The organism is Aliivibrio thorii, from assembly GCF_057368585.1.
In genome coordinates this window covers 1,246,075-1,267,505 of the sequence record NZ_CM170654.1, presented here as the reverse complement: position 1 = coordinate 1,267,505, position 21,431 = coordinate 1,246,075, and the positions used below count along the sequence as shown (strand labels likewise).

19 protein-coding genes are annotated in these 21,431 nt (G+C 37.5%); 8 read left to right on the top strand and 11 right to left on the bottom strand.

Going from position 1 to position 21,431, the window contains the following annotated elements:
* The first annotated feature begins 107 nt into the window (after nucleotides 1-107).
* Nucleotides 108-1,016 carry a cytidine deaminase gene (gene cdd / locus AC2IP4_RS05705; RefSeq protein WP_375322589.1) on the top strand — a complete coding sequence of 303 codons (909 nt, stop codon included), beginning with the start codon at nucleotides 108-110 and terminating at the stop codon, nucleotides 1,014-1,016.
* A gap of 71 nt (nucleotides 1,017-1,087) precedes the next feature.
* Here the strand turns inward: cdd and AC2IP4_RS05700 are convergent, their stop codons facing one another.
* Complete coding sequence (locus AC2IP4_RS05700) at nucleotides 1,088-2,251, bottom strand: amidase family protein (protein ID WP_375322590.1); 1,164 nt, start codon at nucleotides 2,249-2,251, stop codon at nucleotides 1,088-1,090.
* A gap of 217 nt (nucleotides 2,252-2,468) precedes the next feature.
* Between AC2IP4_RS05700 and purT the strand changes: the two genes are divergently transcribed.
* Nucleotides 2,469-3,644 carry a formate-dependent phosphoribosylglycinamide formyltransferase gene (gene purT / locus AC2IP4_RS05695; RefSeq protein WP_375322591.1) on the top strand — a complete coding sequence of 392 codons (1,176 nt, stop codon included), beginning with the start codon at nucleotides 2,469-2,471 and terminating at the stop codon, nucleotides 3,642-3,644.
* 199 nt (nucleotides 3,645-3,843) lie between these two features.
* On the top strand, nucleotides 3,844-5,034 hold the full coding sequence (locus AC2IP4_RS05690) for an amino acid aminotransferase (RefSeq protein WP_486306553.1): 1,191 nt from the start codon (nucleotides 3,844-3,846) through the stop codon (nucleotides 5,032-5,034).
* 70 nt (nucleotides 5,035-5,104) lie between these two features.
* Here AC2IP4_RS05690 and AC2IP4_RS05685 read toward each other — a convergent pair whose 3' ends face one another.
* Complete coding sequence (locus AC2IP4_RS05685) at nucleotides 5,105-6,301, bottom strand: methyltransferase (RefSeq protein ID WP_375322593.1); 1,197 nt, start codon at nucleotides 6,299-6,301, stop codon at nucleotides 5,105-5,107.
* Between the two features lie 33 nt (nucleotides 6,302-6,334).
* Nucleotides 6,335-7,309 carry an HTH-type transcriptional regulator CysB gene (gene cysB / locus AC2IP4_RS05680; protein ID WP_375322594.1) on the bottom strand — a complete coding sequence of 325 codons (975 nt, stop codon included), beginning with the start codon at nucleotides 7,307-7,309 and terminating at the stop codon, nucleotides 6,335-6,337.
* Nucleotides 7,310-7,595: 286 nt separating this feature from the next.
* On the opposite strand from cysB, the gene AC2IP4_RS05675 reads away from it, so the two are divergent.
* The gene (locus tag AC2IP4_RS05675; RefSeq protein ID WP_375322595.1) at nucleotides 7,596-8,360 is read left to right on the top strand and encodes a DNA repair protein; all 765 of its coding nucleotides are present in this window, start codon (nucleotides 7,596-7,598) and stop codon (nucleotides 8,358-8,360) included.
* Between the two features lie 62 nt (nucleotides 8,361-8,422).
* On the opposite strand, the gene miaE is transcribed toward AC2IP4_RS05675, so the two are convergent.
* Complete coding sequence (gene miaE, locus AC2IP4_RS05670) at nucleotides 8,423-9,208, bottom strand: tRNA isopentenyl-2-thiomethyl-A-37 hydroxylase MiaE (protein WP_486306554.1); 786 nt, start codon at nucleotides 9,206-9,208, stop codon at nucleotides 8,423-8,425.
* Nucleotides 9,209-9,434: 226 nt separating this feature from the next.
* On the opposite strand from miaE, the gene AC2IP4_RS05665 reads away from it, so the two are divergent.
* Nucleotides 9,435-9,818, top strand: a complete 384-nt coding sequence (locus AC2IP4_RS05665; RefSeq protein WP_105054914.1) for a hypothetical protein — start codon at nucleotides 9,435-9,437, stop codon at nucleotides 9,816-9,818.
* 33 nt (nucleotides 9,819-9,851) lie between these two features.
* Here AC2IP4_RS05665 and AC2IP4_RS05660 read toward each other — a convergent pair whose 3' ends face one another.
* The 4 genes from AC2IP4_RS05660 to AC2IP4_RS05645 all read right to left on the bottom strand — a co-directional run bounded on the left by AC2IP4_RS05660 (nucleotide 9,852) and on the right by AC2IP4_RS05645 (nucleotide 13,284).
* Nucleotides 9,852-10,232 carry a transporter gene (locus AC2IP4_RS05660; RefSeq protein ID WP_105054915.1) on the bottom strand — a complete coding sequence of 127 codons (381 nt, stop codon included), beginning with the start codon at nucleotides 10,230-10,232 and terminating at the stop codon, nucleotides 9,852-9,854.
* Between the two features lie 245 nt (nucleotides 10,233-10,477).
* On the bottom strand, nucleotides 10,478-12,157 hold the full coding sequence (locus AC2IP4_RS05655) for a DUF342 domain-containing protein (RefSeq protein ID WP_486306555.1): 1,680 nt from the start codon (nucleotides 12,155-12,157) through the stop codon (nucleotides 10,478-10,480).
* Between the two features lie 68 nt (nucleotides 12,158-12,225).
* Nucleotides 12,226-12,513, bottom strand: coding sequence for a glutaredoxin domain-containing protein (locus AC2IP4_RS05650; RefSeq protein WP_375322598.1), 288 nt, complete (start codon nucleotides 12,511-12,513; stop codon nucleotides 12,226-12,228).
* 24 nt (nucleotides 12,514-12,537) lie between these two features.
* Nucleotides 12,538-13,284: a YggN family protein gene (locus AC2IP4_RS05645; RefSeq protein WP_375322599.1), complete on the bottom strand. Its 747-nt coding sequence runs from the start codon at nucleotides 13,282-13,284 to the stop codon at nucleotides 12,538-12,540.
* Between the two features lie 175 nt (nucleotides 13,285-13,459).
* Here AC2IP4_RS05645 and AC2IP4_RS05640 point away from each other — a divergent pair, with 175 nt between their 5' ends.
* Entirely contained in the window at nucleotides 13,460-14,563 is a 1,104-nt protein-coding gene (locus AC2IP4_RS05640) for a phosphoribosylaminoimidazolesuccinocarboxamide synthase (protein WP_375322600.1), read from the top strand.
* 72 nt (nucleotides 14,564-14,635) lie between these two features.
* Here the strand turns inward: AC2IP4_RS05640 and AC2IP4_RS05635 are convergent, their stop codons facing one another.
* Nucleotides 14,636-15,109 (bottom strand): outer membrane beta-barrel protein, encoded by a 474-nt coding sequence (locus AC2IP4_RS05635; RefSeq protein ID WP_375322601.1) that lies wholly within the window; start codon nucleotides 15,107-15,109, stop codon nucleotides 14,636-14,638.
* A gap of 108 nt (nucleotides 15,110-15,217) precedes the next feature.
* On the bottom strand, nucleotides 15,218-19,054 hold the full coding sequence (gene hrpA, locus AC2IP4_RS05630) for an ATP-dependent RNA helicase HrpA (RefSeq protein WP_486307314.1): 3,837 nt from the start codon (nucleotides 19,052-19,054) through the stop codon (nucleotides 15,218-15,220).
* Nucleotides 19,055-19,290: 236 nt separating this feature from the next.
* Between hrpA and AC2IP4_RS05625 the strand changes: the two genes are divergently transcribed.
* The gene (locus AC2IP4_RS05625; RefSeq protein ID WP_130047922.1) at nucleotides 19,291-19,617 is read left to right on the top strand and encodes a TusE/DsrC/DsvC family sulfur relay protein; all 327 of its coding nucleotides are present in this window, start codon (nucleotides 19,291-19,293) and stop codon (nucleotides 19,615-19,617) included.
* Between the two features lie 27 nt (nucleotides 19,618-19,644).
* On the opposite strand, the gene yccX is transcribed toward AC2IP4_RS05625, so the two are convergent.
* On the bottom strand, nucleotides 19,645-19,917 hold the full coding sequence (yccX, locus tag AC2IP4_RS05620) for an acylphosphatase (protein ID WP_375322602.1): 273 nt from the start codon (nucleotides 19,915-19,917) through the stop codon (nucleotides 19,645-19,647).
* Nucleotides 19,918-20,001: 84 nt separating this feature from the next.
* On the opposite strand from yccX, the gene AC2IP4_RS05615 reads away from it, so the two are divergent.
* Complete coding sequence (locus AC2IP4_RS05615) at nucleotides 20,002-21,405, top strand: methyl-accepting chemotaxis protein (RefSeq protein WP_486310651.1); 1,404 nt, start codon at nucleotides 20,002-20,004, stop codon at nucleotides 21,403-21,405.
* Nucleotides 21,406-21,431: the final 26 nt, after the last annotated feature.

Below are 21,431 nucleotides of genomic sequence, written 5' to 3'. Positions count from 1 at the left end.
AATGATGTAATTAATGTAAATTTGCATCATTGAGTGTGAGTTTGATCTATGTTTCGTTTCAAATTCCCTCTAAAATGATCTCATAATATTTAAAAAGGATCATATAGATGACCACCCTACATAAAGACTCTCTGCAACAACGCTTAGAAGAAAGCATGAAAATACTGCCTTCTGCATTGCAACCTGCTATTACTCCTTTAATTAACGAGCAATTCACTGGTGTAATCACCAAAGAACAATTCCTTTCTTTACTTTCTCACAGTGAATTAAGTGATAAAGAATTAAGATTGGCACTTCTTCCTTTAGCCGCTGCATTTTCTGTTGCCCCTATCTCAAATTTCTATGTTGGTGCAATCGCTCGTGGTGTTTCTGGTGATTTATATTTTGGCGCGAATATGGAATTCAATAATGTTCAGTTAGGCCAAACAATTCACGCAGAACAATCGGCAATTAGTCATGCTTGGATCCATGGTGAAACGGGCATTCTAGACATCACGATTAATTTCAGCCCTTGTGGTCACTGTCGTCAATTTATGAATGAATTAACGACTGCAGATAGCTTGATGGTTCAACTTCCTGAGCGTGATGAAAAATCACTACAAGAGTATTTACCAGAATCTTTTGGTCCTAAGGATTTAGGCATTGAAGGGGGATTACTTGCGAAAGTATCTCATGAGCTGACTTTTGAATCTGATTCCCCATTGCTACTTAAAGCATTCGAAGCTGCAAATCGCAGTCATGCGCCTTATTCTAAAAACTTTAGTGGTGTGGCATTAGAAATGAACAACGGCAATATTTACTCAGGTATGTATGCAGAAAATGCCGCGTTTAACCCTAGCTTACCACCATTACAAGTCGCTTTAGTACACGCAAACATGTCTCGTGAAGCGTTATCTGAAATCAAAAAAGCAGCATTGATTGAAGATCATAAAGGTGCGATTAGTCATTTAGCAATTACAACATGTACGCTAAAAGACCTAAGCCCTAACATGGTGCTAGAATACATTTCTTTGTAATGAAGAGTAAATAGAGGGGGTCATGCCCTCCTCTATTTTTATTTACGGTTTACTTATCAAGAGCAATAGATCTATTGATTACTCTTCCAACGAATAGCCGCATCAATAAGCTGTCTATCCATTCCTTTTTGACCAATTAATGAAATGCCCCACGGTGAATTGTTTACTGAGAACCACGGAAGATGTAATTGTGGTAAATCAGCTAAACTGGCCAATGACGTATATTTCAATATTTGAGTATTAAGCTTATATAACTGTTCATCTGAAGCGGTTCTTGGTGGTGCAATATTCGCAGTTGTTGGCATTAATATTAACGTCTTTTCATCTAAAATAGATTCTAGAACCGATTGAACCAACTCTCTTTGCTCTAAAGCGATGCGTTCATCTTTATATTTTAATGAAGCGAGCCACTTCATCTGCATCTTAATTTCATTATTAATAACAGAATTATTTTTTTCAATCCAAGGCTCAATATTGCGTAGCCCTCTTGTCGCACAAATAACTTTGAAACTCTCTGCAGCCTTTGTGGTAATAATCTTACTGATCGCTTTACTACGAACTACTTTATACGGAGATGATGCGAGCAATTTTTCTAATTTTTCTTTTGCTTCATCTGGTACATCAAGAAATAAACTATCCAATACCACAATACGCTCAATCATCACGAGTGGTGACATTGGTGTTAAGGTTGCAGCAACCTTTCTTATATCCGATAAATTTTTAGCAATCCAACCAAGCGAAGTGTCTTCTTTTGCAATGCTAAATACACCATCCATATTGACGCCACAAGTCGACGATTTAAATCCATATAAACCTGCATATAACGCAGGGATCCGAATGCCACCGTTTAGGTCTGTTCCTAAACCAATATCAGCAAAACCATTTGCAACAGCGGCAACTGCACCGCAAGAAGAACCGCCTATAAATCGCCCTTCACTGTTTGGATTTAAAATCGCTTCATAATGAGAGTTATTACCATGAAGACCAAAACCAAACTCATCCATTTGAGTTTTACCAACAAAGATAGCACCTTTTTTTAATATCAGATCGACAACAGGCGCGTTCGCTTTCGCCATTTTTTGTTGTAATAACCACGTAGGATTGCCTAATCCATTTGGAGTATCTTTTATATCAATACAATCACTTACAACAAATTTCTTATTTTCTAAAAGACCATAAAACGCCCATTGTTGTGTCTCCCCTGAATGAGGTACGCAGGTGGTTTGATCATCCATAATTTAGTACTACTACTTAATTCAAAAAAAATAGAATACCAGTCATGGCATTGAATACAAATCAACACATCCACTCTGTCTACAATTTACTCAGTAGTGTGATCTATGTTCCAGTGCTATAAGCTAGCTAAAGAAATAAAACCAAAAGCAAACGTTTGCGTATTTATTAAATTTTAGTATGATACCGCCATATTTCACTACTACATGAGAATTTATTATGTTTGGTACTGCTCTATCTTCTTCTGCAACAAAAGTATTATTGCTTGGTTCTGGTGAACTCGGTAAAGAGGTAGCAATTGAATGTCAACGCCTTGGTCTAGAAGTCATTGCGGTTGACCGATACTTAAATGCCCCTGCAATGCAAGTGGCTCACCGTAGTTATGCGATTGATATGTTAGATACTGATGCACTAGAAGAAATTATCAAAAAAGAGCAACCAGATTATGTAGTGCCAGAAATTGAAGCCATTGCAACAGACAAGTTAGTTGAATTAGAAAAACAAGGGCTTAATGTAGTCCCTACGGCTAACGCAACAAAACTAACCATGAACCGTGAAGGTATTCGTCGTTTAGCTGCAGAAGAATTAAAGCTTCCGACGTCTCCTTACCGTTTTGTAGATACCTACGATGAATTAGTTGAAGCGGTTAAATTTGTTGGCATGCCTTGTGTTATCAAACCTGTGATGAGTTCATCGGGTAAAGGTCAAAGTGTGATAAAAACAGAAGCTGATATCAAAACATCGTGGGATTACGCACAAGATGGCGGCCGTACCGGGGCTGGACGCGCCATTGTTGAAGGGTTTGTTGATTTTGATTATGAGATTTCGTTATTAACCATTCGCGCTGTCGATGGTGTATATTTCTGTGCTCCAATCGGTCATAGACAAGAAGATGGTGACTATCGTGAATCTTGGCAACCACAGATAATGACAGAAGCCGCATTAAAACAAGCGCAACAAGCCGCTGAAAAAGTAGTAAATGCACTTGGTGGATATGGTTTATTTGGTGTTGAACTCTTTATTAAAGGTAACAATATTTACTTTAATGAAGTATCACCTCGTCCGCATGATACTGGTTTGGTAACGCTTATCTCTCAAGAAATGTCTGAGTTTGCTCTTCATGTACGTGCCTTTACTGGTATGCCAATTAATAGCATAACTCAGTATGGACCTTCTGCTTCTTCTGTAATTTTAGGCCAGGGAACATCAATTAATATTCGTTTTGATGGGCTCACTGACGCATTAAGCCAACCACAAACTCAGGTGAAATTGTTTGGTAAACCAGAAATTGATGGTCGCCGCCGCTTAGGGGTTACGATGACTCGTCGTGATAATCTTGAAGCGGCAATTAAAGACGCTATCTCTGCATCGAACAAAATTAAGATCATGTACTAAAACACCAAACCAACCTATCAGAATGCTGAATGAATGCTATTCTGATGGTTTTTTTACCACTTTTTATCTGATTTCATTCTTTAATCAATAAATTTTGGCTTTTTCGTTATCTAACCGTTGCAAACTTACAAGGTTAACAGGTATAAATAACTAAATTGCTCGTTAACTTTTTATTTTAATCTCACCATGGATGATGACTATGTTTGAAAAAATATCTGCTGCACCAGCCGACCCAATTTTAGGTCTTACTGATGAATTTAAAAATGATCCTCGTGCTGAAAAGATCAACCTTGGTGTTGGTATTTATAAGAACGAAGCAGGTCAAACACCTGTATTAAAAACGGTAAAAAAAGCAGAAGCAGTATTGCTTGATACTGAAAAAACAAAGTCATACTTAACCATCCAAGGTACAGCAGAATACGGCCTAGCTGTTCAAAAATTGTTATTTGGTAGCGATGCTGAAGTAATTACAGAAAAACGAGCTCAAACGGCTCAAGCTCCTGGTGGTACTGGTGCATTACGTGTTGCTGGTGAATTCATTAAACGTCAACTTGGCGATGTGAAAATCTGGATCAGTAACCCTACGTGGGCAAACCACATTGGCGTATTTACCGCAGCAGGAATTGAAACGGCACAATATAGCTACTATAACGCTGAAACTAAATCAAAAGACTTCACTGCAATGCTCACTGATTTACAACAAGCAAGCGAAGGCGATGTCGTTCTACTTCATGGTTGCTGCCATAACCCAACAGGTATCGACCCAACAGCTGAAGAATGGGAAGAGCTAGCTAAACTTTGTTCAAATAAAGGTTTACTGCCTCTATTTGACTTTGCATACCAAGGCTTTGCTAAAGGTGTAGAAGAAGATGCTTCTGGTCTTCGTATTTTCTCTAAATATTGCCCAGAATTACTAGTAGCAAGCTCATTCTCGAAAAACTTTGGTCTATATAACGAACGTGTTGGAGCTTTCACTTTAGTAGCAAAAGATGCTGCTGTTGCTGCCGATGCTTTCTCTCAAGTTAAAGCGATTATCCGTTCTATCTACTCTAACCCTCCTGCTCATGGCGCAGGTGTTGTTACACACATCTTAAATGATGATGCACTACGCACAGAGTGGGAACAAGAAGTAGCAGAGATGCGTGACCGTATCCAAGAAATGCGTACTCTTTTTGTTGCAACACTAAAAGAGCAAGGTGTTGCTGCTGATTTTAGCTTTATTGAAGGTCAAAACGGCATGTTCTCTTTTTCTGGTCTTTCTAAAGAACAAGTAAATCGCCTAAAAGACGAATTTGCTATCTACATTGTTGGCTCTGGCCGTATCAGTGTCGCTGGTATGACAAAAGACAACATGCTTCCTTTATGTAAAGGAATTGCAGCGGTTCTTTAACTCTCAGCTGATCACATAAACCAATAAAGGCGCTAATTTAAGCGCCTTTATTACTTCAACCATCGAATCGTTATTTCTGTTTTTTCGCTTGAATAACAATGTTTCTAGGGGTGTCTTCTTTTAAACAAAACTCTCCAATTCGTACATCATAACCCGCCTCTTCCATCAATAAAGCACGATCTAAACACAGCCATACTTCTAATGGTCTTTTAAATAGGTGCTGCACTAAATCGCATTTTTCCATAACAATAAATGCTGCTTCACCTTTTTTTAACCAGAGTTCATAATCCATATCATCGGGCAATATCAGTCCTTTCTTCTCAGCAGCCCAAAGACAAAATGCTTCAAAGCCATCACTTAATAATGACTTTTTAATACTTGGAATAGAAAGATACGTCTTACTTTCACTTAATGATTGTTGTAATGCTTTAAACCCTAAACGAAAACACATCTCTAGTTCACGGTGATGTTGAGTTCGCAATCCCGCAACAACAGTTTCTTGTAGAGGTAAACGCAGATCATCTTTCGATAATTCTAAAACTGATTTTTGTGATAGTGAAGAGAGGCCCAAGTAATTTGTTGATTGCGTTAAATGAAAACAACAAGGTGAAATAGTGATGGCATCAATATTATTTGAAATGCCTTTCGTCAATAAATTTATATGTAGATCACCACAGGCATGCAAGGCTATCGCGTGTTGTTTCTCTTGTATCAACTTATCACTTTGTGAAGAGAGAGCATCGCCTTGTATAAAGGTCATGTCTAATTGATGGTTATTCGCATAGGTTTGGCCGCTGTCACATAAAGACTGTTGCCACTCTAATGTTGTAACTGGCTTTCCAGTAGTTACGGCTAATACTCGCCCTAAATACCCTTTACCTCCACACCACTCTAACCAACCATTTTCTGGTTTATGGAATTCAGCACCTAGCGCACTTAGCTTAGTTATTTGCTGCCATTTACGCCCATTAATTCCTGAATCTAACCCTTTAGGAAACGCAGGTACAGCTACCGTAAACCCTGGTAATTGAGCTAAAAAGTAGAGTTCTAGTAATTCTGGAATATAGACAGAAAGTTTAATGGCGAGTTCTTCAGGATTTAATTTTAAACGCTGAACTTCTTGGAGTGATAATCCATCAAGCCAATGACTTAACTCAGTGTGGGTTTCACGCCATGAATAATCAGAACTGTGAAACGCAGAAAATTGCCAAAAAAAGACCGTCTGAGCTAACAAACGGTCTATGTTTAAAAATTGCTGAGAATGCATGAAAATGGCCCTGAAAATAGTATCAGGGCGATCTTAACGGACAGGAAGATTAATGTCTTTAAACATCTCTTCAATTTCGTGATTATTTTTAAGCATTGTTGCCTGTTCAACAATTGGGCGAGTTAAATGAGGTGCAAAACGCTCCATGAAATCAAACATGTAACTCTTTAAGAATGAGCCACGTTTAAAGCCAATCGTTGTCGTACTTGCATCAAATATATGACTCGCATCTAATGCAACAAGATCTGAATCTCTTTCTTCATCCATTGCCATACTTGCAATAACCCCAACGCCGACTCCTAAACGTACATACGTTTTAATGACATCAGCATCGGTTGCAGTAAAGACAATCTTAGGTTTTAGTCCGGCTTTATTGAAAGCACTGTCTAATGCAGAACGACCAGTAAAACCAAAAACATAAGTCACTAACTCATAAGCAGCTAAGTCTTCGATAGTAATGGTTGTTTTTTTCGCTAATGGATGATCTTTAGTGACGACAATAGAGCGATTCCAATGATAACAAGGAAGCATAATCGCATCTTGATACAAATGAAGCGCTTCTGTTGCTATTGCAAAATCCGCCGTCCCTTTTGCAATGGCATCTGACATTTGAGCAGGCGTCCCTTGATGCATGTGTAAAGACACATCAGGATAACGAGTAGTAAAACCTTTAATCACATCAGGCAAGGCATAACGCGCTTGAGTATGTGTGGTTGTAATATTCAATGTGCCTCTTTCTGGATGAGTGTGCTCACCTGCGACAGATTTAATACTTTCAACACGAGATAATATTTCACGAGATATCTTAATTATCTCTTCACCTGATGGCGTAACTCTTGTTAAGTGCTTACCACTACGTTCAAAAATTTGTACACCCAGTTCATCTTCTAGCAAACGTACTTGCTTACTAATACCAGGTTGTGAAGTGTATAGTGACTCTGCGGTTGAAGAGACATTTAGACTATGATTAACCACTTCGACAATATATCTTAGTTGTTGTAATTTCATATTAATTTACCTGTAATCCTTTACATAAAAATTTATTATACTTATACGATACAGTTATATACCTATTCCTATCTATTTTCAAAGTCTTATCGTTAATATCTATAAATTTTTTAAATTAAAATTAAATACATTAAAGAAATGTGAACACTTGTCGATAACGTTAATTAAGGCCAAGTAGCATTACTTCCTTTCGGGTAATTTACTCGTAGGAACCACCCCTTGCTATTCATTTAGTTTACAAGGTGTTACACTGGAAATAATTACTAATGGATGTATGTTATAAACTATGAATATTGCTCTAATTATTGGACTTTTTGCGATTCTACTTACCTTAATTATTGGCTATAACGTCATTGTTCAGTACAGAACAAAGATCGAATCAGCCAAAAAACAAGAATCTGCAAAACATATGGTTATTATTGACTCAACCGAAGAACTTATAGGTAATGCTCATCATCTTCCATACAGTAAAGAACTATTAGTTTGTTTAAATCAACGAATTCTTGATGCATTACGTGCACTTTCAGAGCTTGAACCAAGTGAGCGCTCTTACCCTGCTCGTATTGAGAATATGGAACAACAACTGCAACAGTTAAAAACAAACTATACTGCCGGCGACAGTACCAATTTCAAAGTGCCAAGTAATGATAAACAAGCTCTTATCATGTTGAGGCTAGTAAAACGTCTTCGTGATACATTACGAGCAGAACACAAAAAAGGCCGAGTAAATACACAAGTATTTGTTGCTGAGAATGCACGCCTTGAATCAATTCAAGTTCGAATTAATATTGAAAATGTAGTTAAGCGCGCTAAAGAAGCAACACAACGTGGTCAAGCCGGCACAGCTCGTCAACTGCTTAAAAAAGGCATCGATGCTTTATCCAGTAAGAATGATGGCTACTCGAACAAAGCACGTAATCAACTGCAAGACATGCTTGATGAACTAAACAACAAAACTAAGAAAAAACAAGATCAAGAACTTCAAGATCAATTAGATAAAAATAAAGATGATGATATTGACGTTTTATTCCAGCCAAAGAAAAAATGGTAATGATCTGATTCAATTAAAAACAACTAAAAAAGGTCGCTCATCGCGACCTTTTTTATTTCTATCTAGCCTAAGTTAGACTGAAGATATTTCGTAGAGGGTTTACCACTATGGAATTTAAAATCATCATCATCTGATTGGATTAAATTAACTTCTACCTTTGCAAAGTGCGCTACTCGTTCACTCACATCCCCACCAGCCACCAGCTCTGCTAATGTAATATAATCTTGATAATGTCTAGACTCTGAACGTAATAAAGAAATATAGAATTTCGCTAAATCTTCTTCTAAATGCGGAGCAAGTTTAGCAAAGCGTTCACAAGAGCGAGCCTCAATAAAAGCGCCGATAATAAGCTTATCAATCAGTGTATGAGGTTCATGAGTAATGATATTACTCAACATACCTTTTGCATAACGACTTGCTTTAATACCTTCATAAGGAATATTTCTCTCTTCCATTATTTCGAGTACTTGATAAAAATGATGTAATTCTTCTTTTATTAGCAAGACCATTTTATCTATCAACTCTTGACTGTATTTCGCATCTTTACGAGCAGTAATCTTTTTAGAAATATTACTTTTTCCTTTTAACGTCTCTAAAGATCCCACCTTTTTATAAGCAAACTCTTCATAGGGTTTGAACCATTCTAATAAAGTCACAGCACTTTCTTTATCTACCGCATACTTACGAATTAAATACATCGCACTTTGTGCCGCTTTCAGCTCACACAACAAATGATCTTTGAGGATCACCGCTAAGTTCTGTGGTTTTTTGGCTTCATCAATCCATTCATCTGGTGTTTCACACTCTAGAAAAGAGTAAATTGGTTCTAATAATGATTTATCGTACATGCTTTTTTATCATCAAAAAATTCTAAATGAATTATACCAAACCTATCTCTGACAGTTCAGGATTTCCTTTATATAATCTCAATTCAATTAATATCAATGTCTTGCATTAAAAAATCTTCATTTAAAGGTATGAAAGACCATATATAAAAGAAAAAACAGCTTGATCATTAACCAAACAAAAAGTACTGTATAAATACACACTGTACAAATGAACAGGTATCTTATTATGAACAGCGCAATGGCACTAACAACGTACTCAAACTCATTTAATCACTCTATTCCACAACGTATCACTAGCGCTGCAAGCCAAGTGAATGCACAATGTGAAGCTCATTTCATACAGATATTAAAGAGCCTATCCAAACAAGATAAGTGGATTTTCATCACGGCGAATACATCAATGCCAAGTTGTGAAACACTATTGAAATATGGAATTGAATTAAATAGATTAGTTCGATTAAAAGCATCTAATCATCTTACAGAGAAAGAAACGATAGAAAAGGCAAAACAATTTGGTACCGCTAGCGCTATTATTTGTAATTCTAGCTGTTACTATTTTTCTGACTCACAATGGTTAACACTAAATCGAAAAATAACAGTATTACACTAATATGAAATCAAACCATGAAGACAGCTAAATAAATTACCTTTCTTTTAAATGAACATATAACAAGTCAATATCATCATTTGATTGAGATATATCTGTATAAGTATTTTCTAAAATATAATCAACTTGATCTTTGTCCAGTATATAAGGCAATTTGATTTCTAAATCAGTAATGCCTTCAATACGTGCCAAGCGGATAAGACGAATCATATTAGACTCATCATTAATATGAGAAGAGAGCACCTGTAGAGCTTCTTTACGAAGTCTTTCTTTAGTCGGAGTCGAGTCATGAACAGACGCATTCCAAATGGTTCCAAACGTGGGAATGATACTTTTTAATGCTTGAGAAAAAGTCCATTTTTGTTTACTTGAGTCGACAAGAAATGCACTGTAATCAAACTCAATTATATTACTCATATTTGCCTCGATATAATTCCGACATCTACTTTCAACATCCTATTGAAAAGCACAAATGTTTTACTACAGGTATTTAGTATCGCGAATATTGGAAGCTCCGCAAGTTTAAAATCAATTACTGATCACACTTAAGAGTTCTTAACTCTGAACCTTATCATTGCGCTAACACATCATTTACACAAGTACATTTTAATAACAAAAAACCGCTACTAAGAGCGGTTTAAATTCAAATTATCGTCTATAAATTAGTCATTTATTAGATTAGTATTTTTGGTAATTATTGGGTCAATTTTAATTTCATACTCATTAAAATAAATCTTACATGGGCTGTGCTCACGCTTTGTGGTTACTTGTTCATCAGAGTATTGAATAGTCACTCTTGGGTACATTCTTTCTGTTACTTTAACAACATTCTCATTAAGCTGCTTTCTTAGTTCTTCTTCTGCTAATTGAAATCGCGTCATTGAAAGTGTAATTTCTTTGTTTGACTCTTCTTTCATTGTTTGAACACGTTCAATTTGCTCAGATGTACGATCTGCTTTTGGCACTTTAGCCAAATCCATTTCTGCTCGAACTATCTTCATTGTGTTTTCTTGAGCTGCTTTATATTTAGCATTCAAGTCTGCAATGTTTTCTTTATATTTATCAAAACGAGTAAACGCTTTAACTAAAGTTTGAGTACCTGCAGTTGCACCTAGATTAACGGTTGTAATAGTAGAGCCCGCATAAACTTCACCACCAACAATCGAACCTGTTCGACCAGATTTGTCCATAACGGTGACTGCATTTTTACTTTTCACAAAACTTTGAATAGAGTGTAAGCCTAACTCAATATCTCCAGAGGCTTGTAAGTTTGCTGATTGCACGAATTTAGCCGTGATTTTACCACCCGCTTTAACAAAACACGTGTGCTCTTCACCCTCTTCAACGTGGTGCCCAATGATCCCTTTCATAGCAATGACATCACCATGAGCCTGAACATTTGCAGATTCAATAAAGCCACCAACAGTCACACTACCAGTCGCTTTTACGATCATATCTGCCGCAATATCACCACTGACAATAACACTGCCTTTAAATTTCACATGCCCTGTAGAAATATCAACGGCATTAAGGCACAACGCATTATCTACATCTGCACCATCTTGATTAATCCATGGCATACCTGAAATGGTTGCAATAACTAATTCAGGATCTCTTGGTGAAATAGCCGCACCTTTACCTGCACGAAGCTTACTATTCTTACCTGGTGTTGCAGGAATTATTTCCCCTTTAACTGTATAACCTTCTACGCCTTTCGTTGGTGGAATGCGTCGGATTAATTCATCTCCTTCCACTACTGTAATGGTCTCTCCTAGATCACGCATATCAACTTTATCTTCGTCATCCTCTTTCTCTTGAGGCTGTAGTGCTTGTTCACGAAAATCTTCAACTAAAGGGGTAAAGCTCGCGTTCTCACCATCAATAGGCTCTTTGCCTTTAGCTACAAGAAGAGATATTTTCTCTCCTGCCTCTAAATTACGGCTTAACACCATAATTTTCTTTAATGCATTTTTACTAATACCGCGAGTGATTTCCATGCTAGTCAAAGCCGATATAATATCGCCACTTTGAATATCTTGCCCACCATAAGCACCAACGACCGCCATCGTTGCTTTCATATCACGATCTTCTAAAGCTATGATAACTTCAGCATCACGCCGTGTAGCAACCACTCGTTCTTGATGATGAGCGCTCATGCCGTTCTTAACATCTTGTATGACTGATGTAATTATTTTTTCATCAAAATGAAAATTATGCGCATTAATCTCTTCTAAACGATCTTTAAAGTTTTTTAATGTCGGTTCTTCATCCGGCTGAAACTCATCAGGAAAACGCAGTACAACTACTGAATCATCCATTAATGTTAGAAGAGGTTTCCACATATTTTTATTACTCTTATTTATTATCAGTTACCAAATAAACGGTATAATTAGTATTTGTTAATTATATTCTACAGCTCAAAACCGCCAAGATCCATGCCAGTATCTTGACGTTCAAAAAACGCCACTAAATCGTCATGTCCACCTATGTATTTTCCATCTAGATAAATTTGAGGCACTGTATTAACAACAATCCCTTCTTTTTCTTGAATTAAAGCAACCATTTCTTCTTTGCTTAAATCTACGTCTAATGTTAATACTTTATAGGCTATGTTTTTATCGTCCAAAATTGCTTTTGCTTTAACACAAAATGGGCATACTGTTTTTGAAAAAATAATTGTTTCTACTGTGCTGAACATCGTAAGCTATCTCTTTTTATATAATTAAATGGTGAATACTGGGTACGGTTGTAATTCTGGTACAAGTTGATGTAAATCTTGCTCTTCTTCTGCAATATCTTTTGCTGAATCACACAATTCTTGAGCTTCTTTTTTTACTTCGACTCGGTGCTCTTCCATCTTTGACTTCATTGCTGTCTGGGCATCAGCAAATTGTTGCTGCAGTTCAGAAAAGTTAAGCTCACCTTCCTGCATTTTGTTTGATAATGAATTGAATACGCTTGCAAATATCTCTTTATCAAGGCTCTTGATCATTACTTCAAAATCTTGCTTCCAAGTCGTATTCACTTCTTTAAAGAAATCTTGCTCTAAAATGAGGTCTTTACCTTGATAAAACTTTTGTTTTGCTGTCACACCATATTCATCGATCTTGATTTTTACAGCATCAAACGAACCTTGTGCATCAAAAGACGTTTCAATCTCACTAACAAAATCATTCGCGGCAGCAATTCCTTTATCAGTAAAATCAACAACCGTTGGAATATAGCTAGAGATTTGTTGCTGATATTTTTCAACCGCTTGCTTTTGTTTTGCAGTTAAATCAAGCTCTTGACCATTAACATACACACGACCATCGTGATCAATTCTCAATTTGTCTTGAGCTTTGTCTACTTTTACTTCTCCTGTTGGAGTCAGTAATACATCGTTTTTAACGTTAACTGGACACATGTTTGCCCAGCTGTTACTTGAAACCATTAACATAGCTAAAGCGATGATTTTTTTAGATCGCATAAGTGCCCTATTTAAGTCATTTTTTTGTGTACGTTAGTTTAACTGATTGCTGCTCCCTAGCTCAACACGGTTTTTAAACAAAAAAATAGCAAACGTTTGCTTTTTATTCTGGTAGTCATAAATAGTTCTGGTATGATGCGCCTTGTATTTAAATAGTTTATATAGGAATTCTATCATGAGTCTTTCCGATCAAGTGCTTGCTGTTAATGACGATCTCCCTATCCGTACTGATAAACCAGTACACAGCGGTAAAGTTCGTTCTGTCTATTGGTTAACAGAGGAAGACAGCCGCCGTCTAATCAAAGAAAAAGGCTACAATGTTGCTTCTGATGCACCTTTAGCGATCATGGTTATTAGTGATCGTATTTCGGCATTTGATTGTATTTGGCATGGTGAAGGTGGACTTAAAGGTATTCCAGGTAAAGGTGCTGCATTAAATGCGATTTCTAACCACTGGTTTCAACTATTTAAGGATAATGATTTAGCAGACAGCCATATTCTAGATATCCCTCACCCATTCGTATGGATCGTTCAAAAAGCCAAGCCTGTAATGATTGAGGCTATTTGCCGTCAGTATATTACAGGTTCCATGTGGCGTGCTTACACCAATGGTGAACGTGAATTCTGTGGTATTCAAATTCCAGAACGCTTAGAAAAAGATGAGCAATTACCTGAATTACTATTAACTCCATCAACCAAAGGCATTTTAAAAGGTATTGATGGCGTACCAGAAGTTGATGATGTGAACATCACTCGTAAAAATATTGAAGATAGCTATGAGAAATTCAACTTCTCATGCACTGAAGATATTGATTTATACGAGAAACTTCTTAAAGAAGGCTTTGCGGTTATCTCTAAAGCATTAAACAAAATCGATCAAATCTTTGTTGATACAAAATTTGAATTTGGTTACGTTAATGATGCCGATGGCAATGAAAAACTGATTTATATGGATGAAGTAGGTACTCCTGATTCTTCACGTATTTGGGATAAAAATGCGTATCGCTCTGGCCATATTATCGAAAACTCTAAAGAAGGTTTCCGTCAGTTTTTACTTAATCATTTCTCTGAACCAGATATTCTTTTAAATAAAAACCGTATGGATGAGCGCTTTTCTTTAGCTGAGGAGAATGCATTACCATTAGAAGCGATGATGGACTTGTCTAAAACTTATTTAGAAATCGCAGCCAAAATTACCGGGGCACCCATTACACTAAGTGATAACCCAAAAGCAGAGATCATTAAAGTATTAAAAGAAGAATATCAATTAGTTGATTAATTTTTTACTTTTATCTTATTAATAAAATGGCGACCGATTGGTCGCCACTTTTGTATTCAGATAACCACAAGATTATAGGAAATGAACCGTTAGGTTAACTGATGCAAAATCGATGTTTTTGTCATCGACTGTAAAGTTATTGTAACCTGCACCAATAGTAAACATTGGGATAATCTTGTATTCAACACCCAAACCAAAGAATGGATCAACACCATCATCTTTACGGTAACCGTCAGCTTCCCAACTGTGCATACCGGCTTTACCGTAAACGTGCAGTGGACCAAAATCGATGCTTGGTTTAACAGCAAAGTTAACAGAAGTTACATCTGTAGTTTCACTACCAAAATCATAAGAACCTAGGTTCCACGCACCCATTTCTAAGCCAATAAAAGGAAGAATACCTGTACCAATATGAGCACCATATACCGTTGAGCTTTCGCCTCTATAATCAGCAGAACCTACTTGCGCACCGCCATAAATCCATGAATCAGCAGCAGCAGTTACTGATACGCTTGCTAAAGCTAACGCTAAAAGTGTCTTTTTCATTTTCAATCCTATTTATTTAAAGGAAGCGGCAATCTTTGCCGCTTTTTTTAATCTTATTTATAGTAAAGCAATTAATATGCCGACATTACCTATAGTCTAGGGGATACCTTAACAATCGGCAATGGCATTTTTAACTCGTTTATCAGAAACTGGATACGGTGTCCCAAGTTGTTGAGCAAAATAGCTCACTCTTAGCTCTTCTATCATCCAACGAATGTCTTTTACACTGTCAGGAATTGGCTGCCCTTTGGGGATTTTATTCAGCAATTCTTTATATTCATTATTAATACTTTCCACTTTCAATAAGTGTACACGGTCTCGATTTGGATCAATTGGCAATTTTTCCATTCGACGTTCAATCGCTTTCATATAACGATGAATGTCTGCCAATCGCTTCCAACCACACTCTGTCGCAAAGCCTTTGAAAATTAAATTCTCGATTTGGGCTTTAATATCAGAAAGCGCAAATGCCATACTTAAATCAACACGGCCTTTTAGTTTTTTCTGTATTTGAAATGCCGTTGTCAAAATCGTCTCAACTTGTTTGGCTATCTCAACAACCGTATCCCCAAGCTCTGCTCGAATGTGTTCTTTCATTTGTTCAAAAGCTTCAGGCTCCCATACTAGGCCGCCCTTCTCTTCAATCAACTTATCAATACCACAAGCGATACAGTCATCAATTAAATCTAACACTCGACCATATTGATTAAAGTACAAACCTAATTTCGACTTGTTTGGTAAATTGCTATGTAAGTACTTAATTGGCGATGGGACATTAAGAAGGATCAAGCGACGTTGACCAGCTTTCATTGCATTGTGCTGCTCTTCTTCTGTCTCAAACAGTTTGATTTCAACACTGTCTTTACCATCCACAATTGCAGGGTAAGCTTTAACTTCAAAGCCACCACGTTTCTGTGTGTAAAGTGCAGGTAGCTCACCAAAACTCCACGTTTTAAGCCCTTTTTGCTCAATATCATCATCTGCGACTTGGGATAAGGTTTCTTGAACTTTGTCTTTTAAACCATCTTTCAAATCAAACAGATCGCGGCTTTCTTTTAATTTACGATTACGGTGATCAACCACTCGGTAAGTTACTTTTAAATGATCTGGAATTTGCTCTAACTTCCAATCTTCACGCAATACCTCTACCCCAGTCATACGACGTAGCTCTTTTTCAAGACTGTCTAATAACGGCGCATCAAATGGTGTTGCTCGAGATAAAAACGCATCTGCATAATTAGGTGCTGGTACAAAATTACGACGAATTGTTTTTGGTAATGACTTAATCAACGCCACGACTAATTCATGACGTAAACCTGGGATCTGCCAATCAAAGCCATCCATTGTCACTTGGTTTAAGATTGGCAATGGTACGTGTACTGTTACCCCGTCACTGTCTTGCCCCGGTTCGAATTGATAACTTAGTTTAAGTTTTAAACTGCCTTGATGCCAGAAGTTAGGATAATCAAGATCCGTTACATGACTTGCATCATTACGGAATAACATCTCTTTTTCAAAATTCAATAAATCTGGGGTATCTTTCTGTGCTTTCTTCCACCAAGAATCAAAGTGGCGACCTGATACAACCTCAGTATTCACGCGTTGATCATAAAATTCAGCAAGCTGATCATCATCAACCAAGATGTCACGACGACGTGATTTATGCTCTAACTCTTCAACTTCTTGCAGTAGCTTTCGGTTTTCTTTGAAGAATTTATGATTGGTATTCCAATCCCCTTCAACTAGTGCTGAGCGAATAAATATTTCACGACACACTGGAGCATCAATCGAGCCATAATTAATTTGGCGTTTAGGTACAATTGGAATGCCATAAATAGTGACTTTTTCGTATGCCATTACCGCTGCTGATTTTTTAGACCAATGTGGCTCACTGTAACTACGCTTAATCAAGTGCCCTGCTAATGGTTCAATCCATTCTGGTTGAATTTTCGCAACAATACGACCCCATAATTTCGAGGTTTCAACCAGCTCGGCCACCATTATCCATTTAGGTTGCTTCTTAAATAGACCAGACGCAGGGAAAATATGGTAACGCGCATTACGTGCACCTTGGTATTCGTTTTTTTCTTGATCTTTTTGACCAATATGAGAAAGCATACCGGCTAAAATAGCAGTATGAACACCTTGATAACCTGCGGCTTCTTGGTTCACTTTATAATTAAGTTCTTTCATTACTTGGCTTAATTGATAATGAACATCTTGCCACTCACGAACACGTAAGTAATTTAAGAAGTCTTTACGACATTGCTTTCTAAATTGGTTACTTGAAAGTGCCTTTTGCTGCTCTTTCACGTGCTGCCATAGGTTCACAAAGGTCAAGAAATCCGAGTCTTCATGGTTAAAGCGTTTATGCTTATCATCAGACTGTTGTTTTTTGTCACTTGGACGTTCACGAGGATCTTGAATCGATAGTGCTGCCGCAATGATCATCACTTCTTGCAATGCATTGTAATTTGGCGCTTCTAGAACCATACGAGCCAAACGTGGATCGATTGGCAAACGAGCCAACTCACGTCCAACTTTCGTTAAGCTTTTCTTCGAATCTTTCGCATTAGGGTTAATAGCCCCCAACTCTTCAAGCAGTTTAACACCGTCTTGAATGTTACGATTATCTGGCGCTTCTACAAATGGGAAGGCTTGAATATCACCTAAACCTAATGCGGTCATTTGTAAAATAACAGATGCCAAGTTAGTACGTAAAATTTCAGGATCGGTAAATTCAGGGCGCGCAACAAAGTCTTCTTCTGAGTACAGACGAATACACACACCTTCAGATACACGCCCACAACGGCCCATACGCTGATTGGCACTCGCTTGTGAGATCGCTTCAATTGGAAGACGTTGTACTTTAGTTCGGTAACTATAGCGACTAATACGCGCAGTACCCGGATCAATAACGTATTTGATTCCAGGAACGGTTAACGACGTTTCTGCCACGTTGGTTGCCAATACAATTCGACGACCTGCGTGAGGTTGGAAAACACGATTTTGCTCTTGAGATGATAAACGTGCGTATAAAGGCACAATTTCAGTGTCTCGTAAGTTACGTTTTTCTAATGCTTCTGCGGTATCACGAATTTCTCGCTCACCCGTCATAAACAACAGAATATCCCCTAACCCTTCTTCACATAATTCATCGACGGCATCAAAAATGGCTTCAAGCTGATCTCTATCGGTATCATCGCCATCTTCAACAATTGGACGATAACGTGTTTCAACTGGGTAAGTTCGCCCTGATACTTCAATAATAGGTGCATTATTAAAGTGCTTTGAAAAACGTTCAGGATCGATGGTTGCCGAAGTAATGATGATTTTTAAATCTGGACGCTTTGGTAATAACTCACGCAAATACCCCATAATAAAATCGATATTTAGACTGCGTTCGTGCGCTTCATCGATAATAATGGTGTCGTATTGATTTAAGTATCTGTCGTTTTGGATCTCCGCAAGTAAGATACCATCCGTCATCAATTTAACTTGAGTGCGCTCAGAGACTTGATCATTAAATCGAACTTTGTAACCAACATGGCTACCTAGCTCGGTTTCCATCTCTTCGGCAATACGATCAGCAACAGAACGAGCAGCTAGACGACGTGGCTGTGTATGACCAATATTACCAAATTTACCTCGGCCTAATTCCAAACAAATTTTTGGTAGCTGTGTGGTTTTACCTGAGCCCGTTTCACCTGCAACGATAACCACTTGGTTATTCGCAATTGCTTCTGCTATTTCGTCTTTCTTTTGACTAACAGGCAGATCTGGGTATTGAATTGTTGGACGATCGGCTTCACGGTTATTAGCAACCTGCATAGATTGTGCGATGTCTAATGCTATTTCATCAAACACGGCATTTCTTGATTCTTCTTTTTTAATTCGTGATGCGCCTTGAATGCGTTTGCTTAGGCGAAAACGGTCACGCAGCATACATTCACTTAAGGCTTTTCTAAGTGTGGTTGCTGAATTTTGATTTGATTGACTCAAAATATATCCTACTGAATCTTTTATTATTCATTAACTATGGTAATTCTATCACATTCTTTGTGTTATCTGCCTTTGAGAGATAAAAATCTGTTTTACTTAAATGTAATAATTCTCGATTGCTCGAACTGATATCTGTTTGCTAAACTCAATAGATTAATCCTAACCATTAAGATAGTTGTATGGAATTTAACGGAAAGCATATTGAACGCGATGCTCAAGGGTACTTAATGAATCATACCGATTGGTGTGAGGACTTAGTGCCTATGTTAGCTGCGGAAGAAAATATTGAATTAACAGAAGCTCATTGGGAAGTGGTTCGTTTTGTTCGCTCTTTTTATGAAGAGTTTAAAACATCCCCTGCGGTTCGCATGCTAGTAAAAGCAATGGAAAAAGAACACGGTCCAGAAAAAGGCAACAGCAAATATCTGTTTACGCTATTCAAATTAGGCCCTGCAAAACAAGCCACTAAGTTAGCTGGCTTACCAAAACCTGCAAAATGCCTATAATTGTTTATTTAAAAGAGTCCGATGGTTTTAATACATTTTAAAATCAGATAACGCTTGCCACTGGGTTTCAACTTGCTCAAGTGAATTGACACGAGCCAATTGAGGCCCAGATCTTAGCCATTCAGCTAACGCATTTATCTTTTCTTCTTCTCCACAAGCCAGCACCTCAACCGATCCATCAGCTTGATTTCGAGCATAACCAGTTAACCCTAGTTTCAATGCTATATGTGCGGTATGAAAACGAAAACCAACCCGCTGTACTTTTCCCTTTACAGTAAACTTAACTGATTTTTGCGACATAACTCACCTATAGCTGTAATTTATAATAAATAATTCTTAATTATGAGATATTATCAATTTTCCCCTCATATATACGGATCTCATATGAAAGAATCAGCGTTTCGTTGGATTGACAAATACCTTATCCATCTAAAAATTCAAGAAAAGTTCTATTTACTTTTCTTACTTCCTATTATCGCCCTTTTAAGTCTAACAGCAATTATGGATTCTGCTGCTGATAGCATGATGGCAGAAACATTAGAGCATGAAGTTCAATTTATTGCTTCTATGTTGGACCAACAACAAGTTTCTCGTCAAGATGCCGTCACCCTTTTGTCTCAATCTGCTGAGTTTTCTGTTGGCTCTGGTGAGCACAGTGCTGCTGTTAACTCTGGAAATTATAGCATCAGTGCTAATTCTAATGTGACGCTTTGGTCTGCATTATCTGCGTTACAAGTTTCTTTGATCATCGTGGTTTTATTCGTCATGGCTATTAGTGTTTATTACATTATGACCTTCATTGGCGGTGCGATGTTTGCTATGAATAAAGCATTAGAAACACTGGAGTCTGGTGATTTAACACAGCGTATGAACTATTTTCCTGTACGAGATGAGTTCAGTACTATTGCGATTACCATTGATAAATTAGCAGACCGTGAACAACAATTAGTATTGGCTATGCAAGAGTCAGTGGCTCTTATTCAGCAAATGAGCTCGGAATTAAGTCAAAACAGCCATAAAAGCTCAGATGCCTCTGACAAACAGTTAGCGCAACTTGACCTTCTATCTAGTGCAACAGAAGAGATGACGACATCAATTCAAGAAGTGGCTAATTACACTCACGAAGCTTCTTCTCAATCTACAGATGCAATGGATTCGGCTCGCTTTGGCCAATCTCAGGTCGATTCTGCAGTACAAGCAATTCGTCATTTATCGGAAGAAATCAATCAAGCTGCACATGCGGTACAAGAGCTAGACAGCAATGCAGCCAAAATTGATGATTCAGTTGCAACCATCAATGGTATTTCACAACAGACAAATTTATTAGCCTTAAATGCTGCGATTGAAGCAGCACGAGCAGGTGAACAAGGTCGTGGATTTGCTGTCGTTGCAGATGAAGTTCGTACATTAGCAAGCCGAACTCAACAAGCAACGGTTGAGATCCAAGCAATGATAGAAGCACTGCAAACAAACAGTAAATCATTATTAACACTAACATCGAATACGGTGAGTAATGCTGAAACTGGCCAAGAGTTAATGCAGCAGGTAAATAACGATATTTCAAATATTGCCGATCGTAATAATACTATTGCACAAAGTAACAATGAAATTGCAACAGCGGCTAGCCAGCAAGGCGAAGTTGCGGTAAGTATTGCTTCAACGGTTGAAGATGTTCGAACTCAATCAAATCAAGTTCATAAGATGATCAAAGATTCTGAATCTAATATCGAACAACTTAGATTAAAGGGACAAGATTTAGAGCTACTGCTTAATGGATTAAAAGCATAGTCCTTTACTATTTAAAATTTCAATAG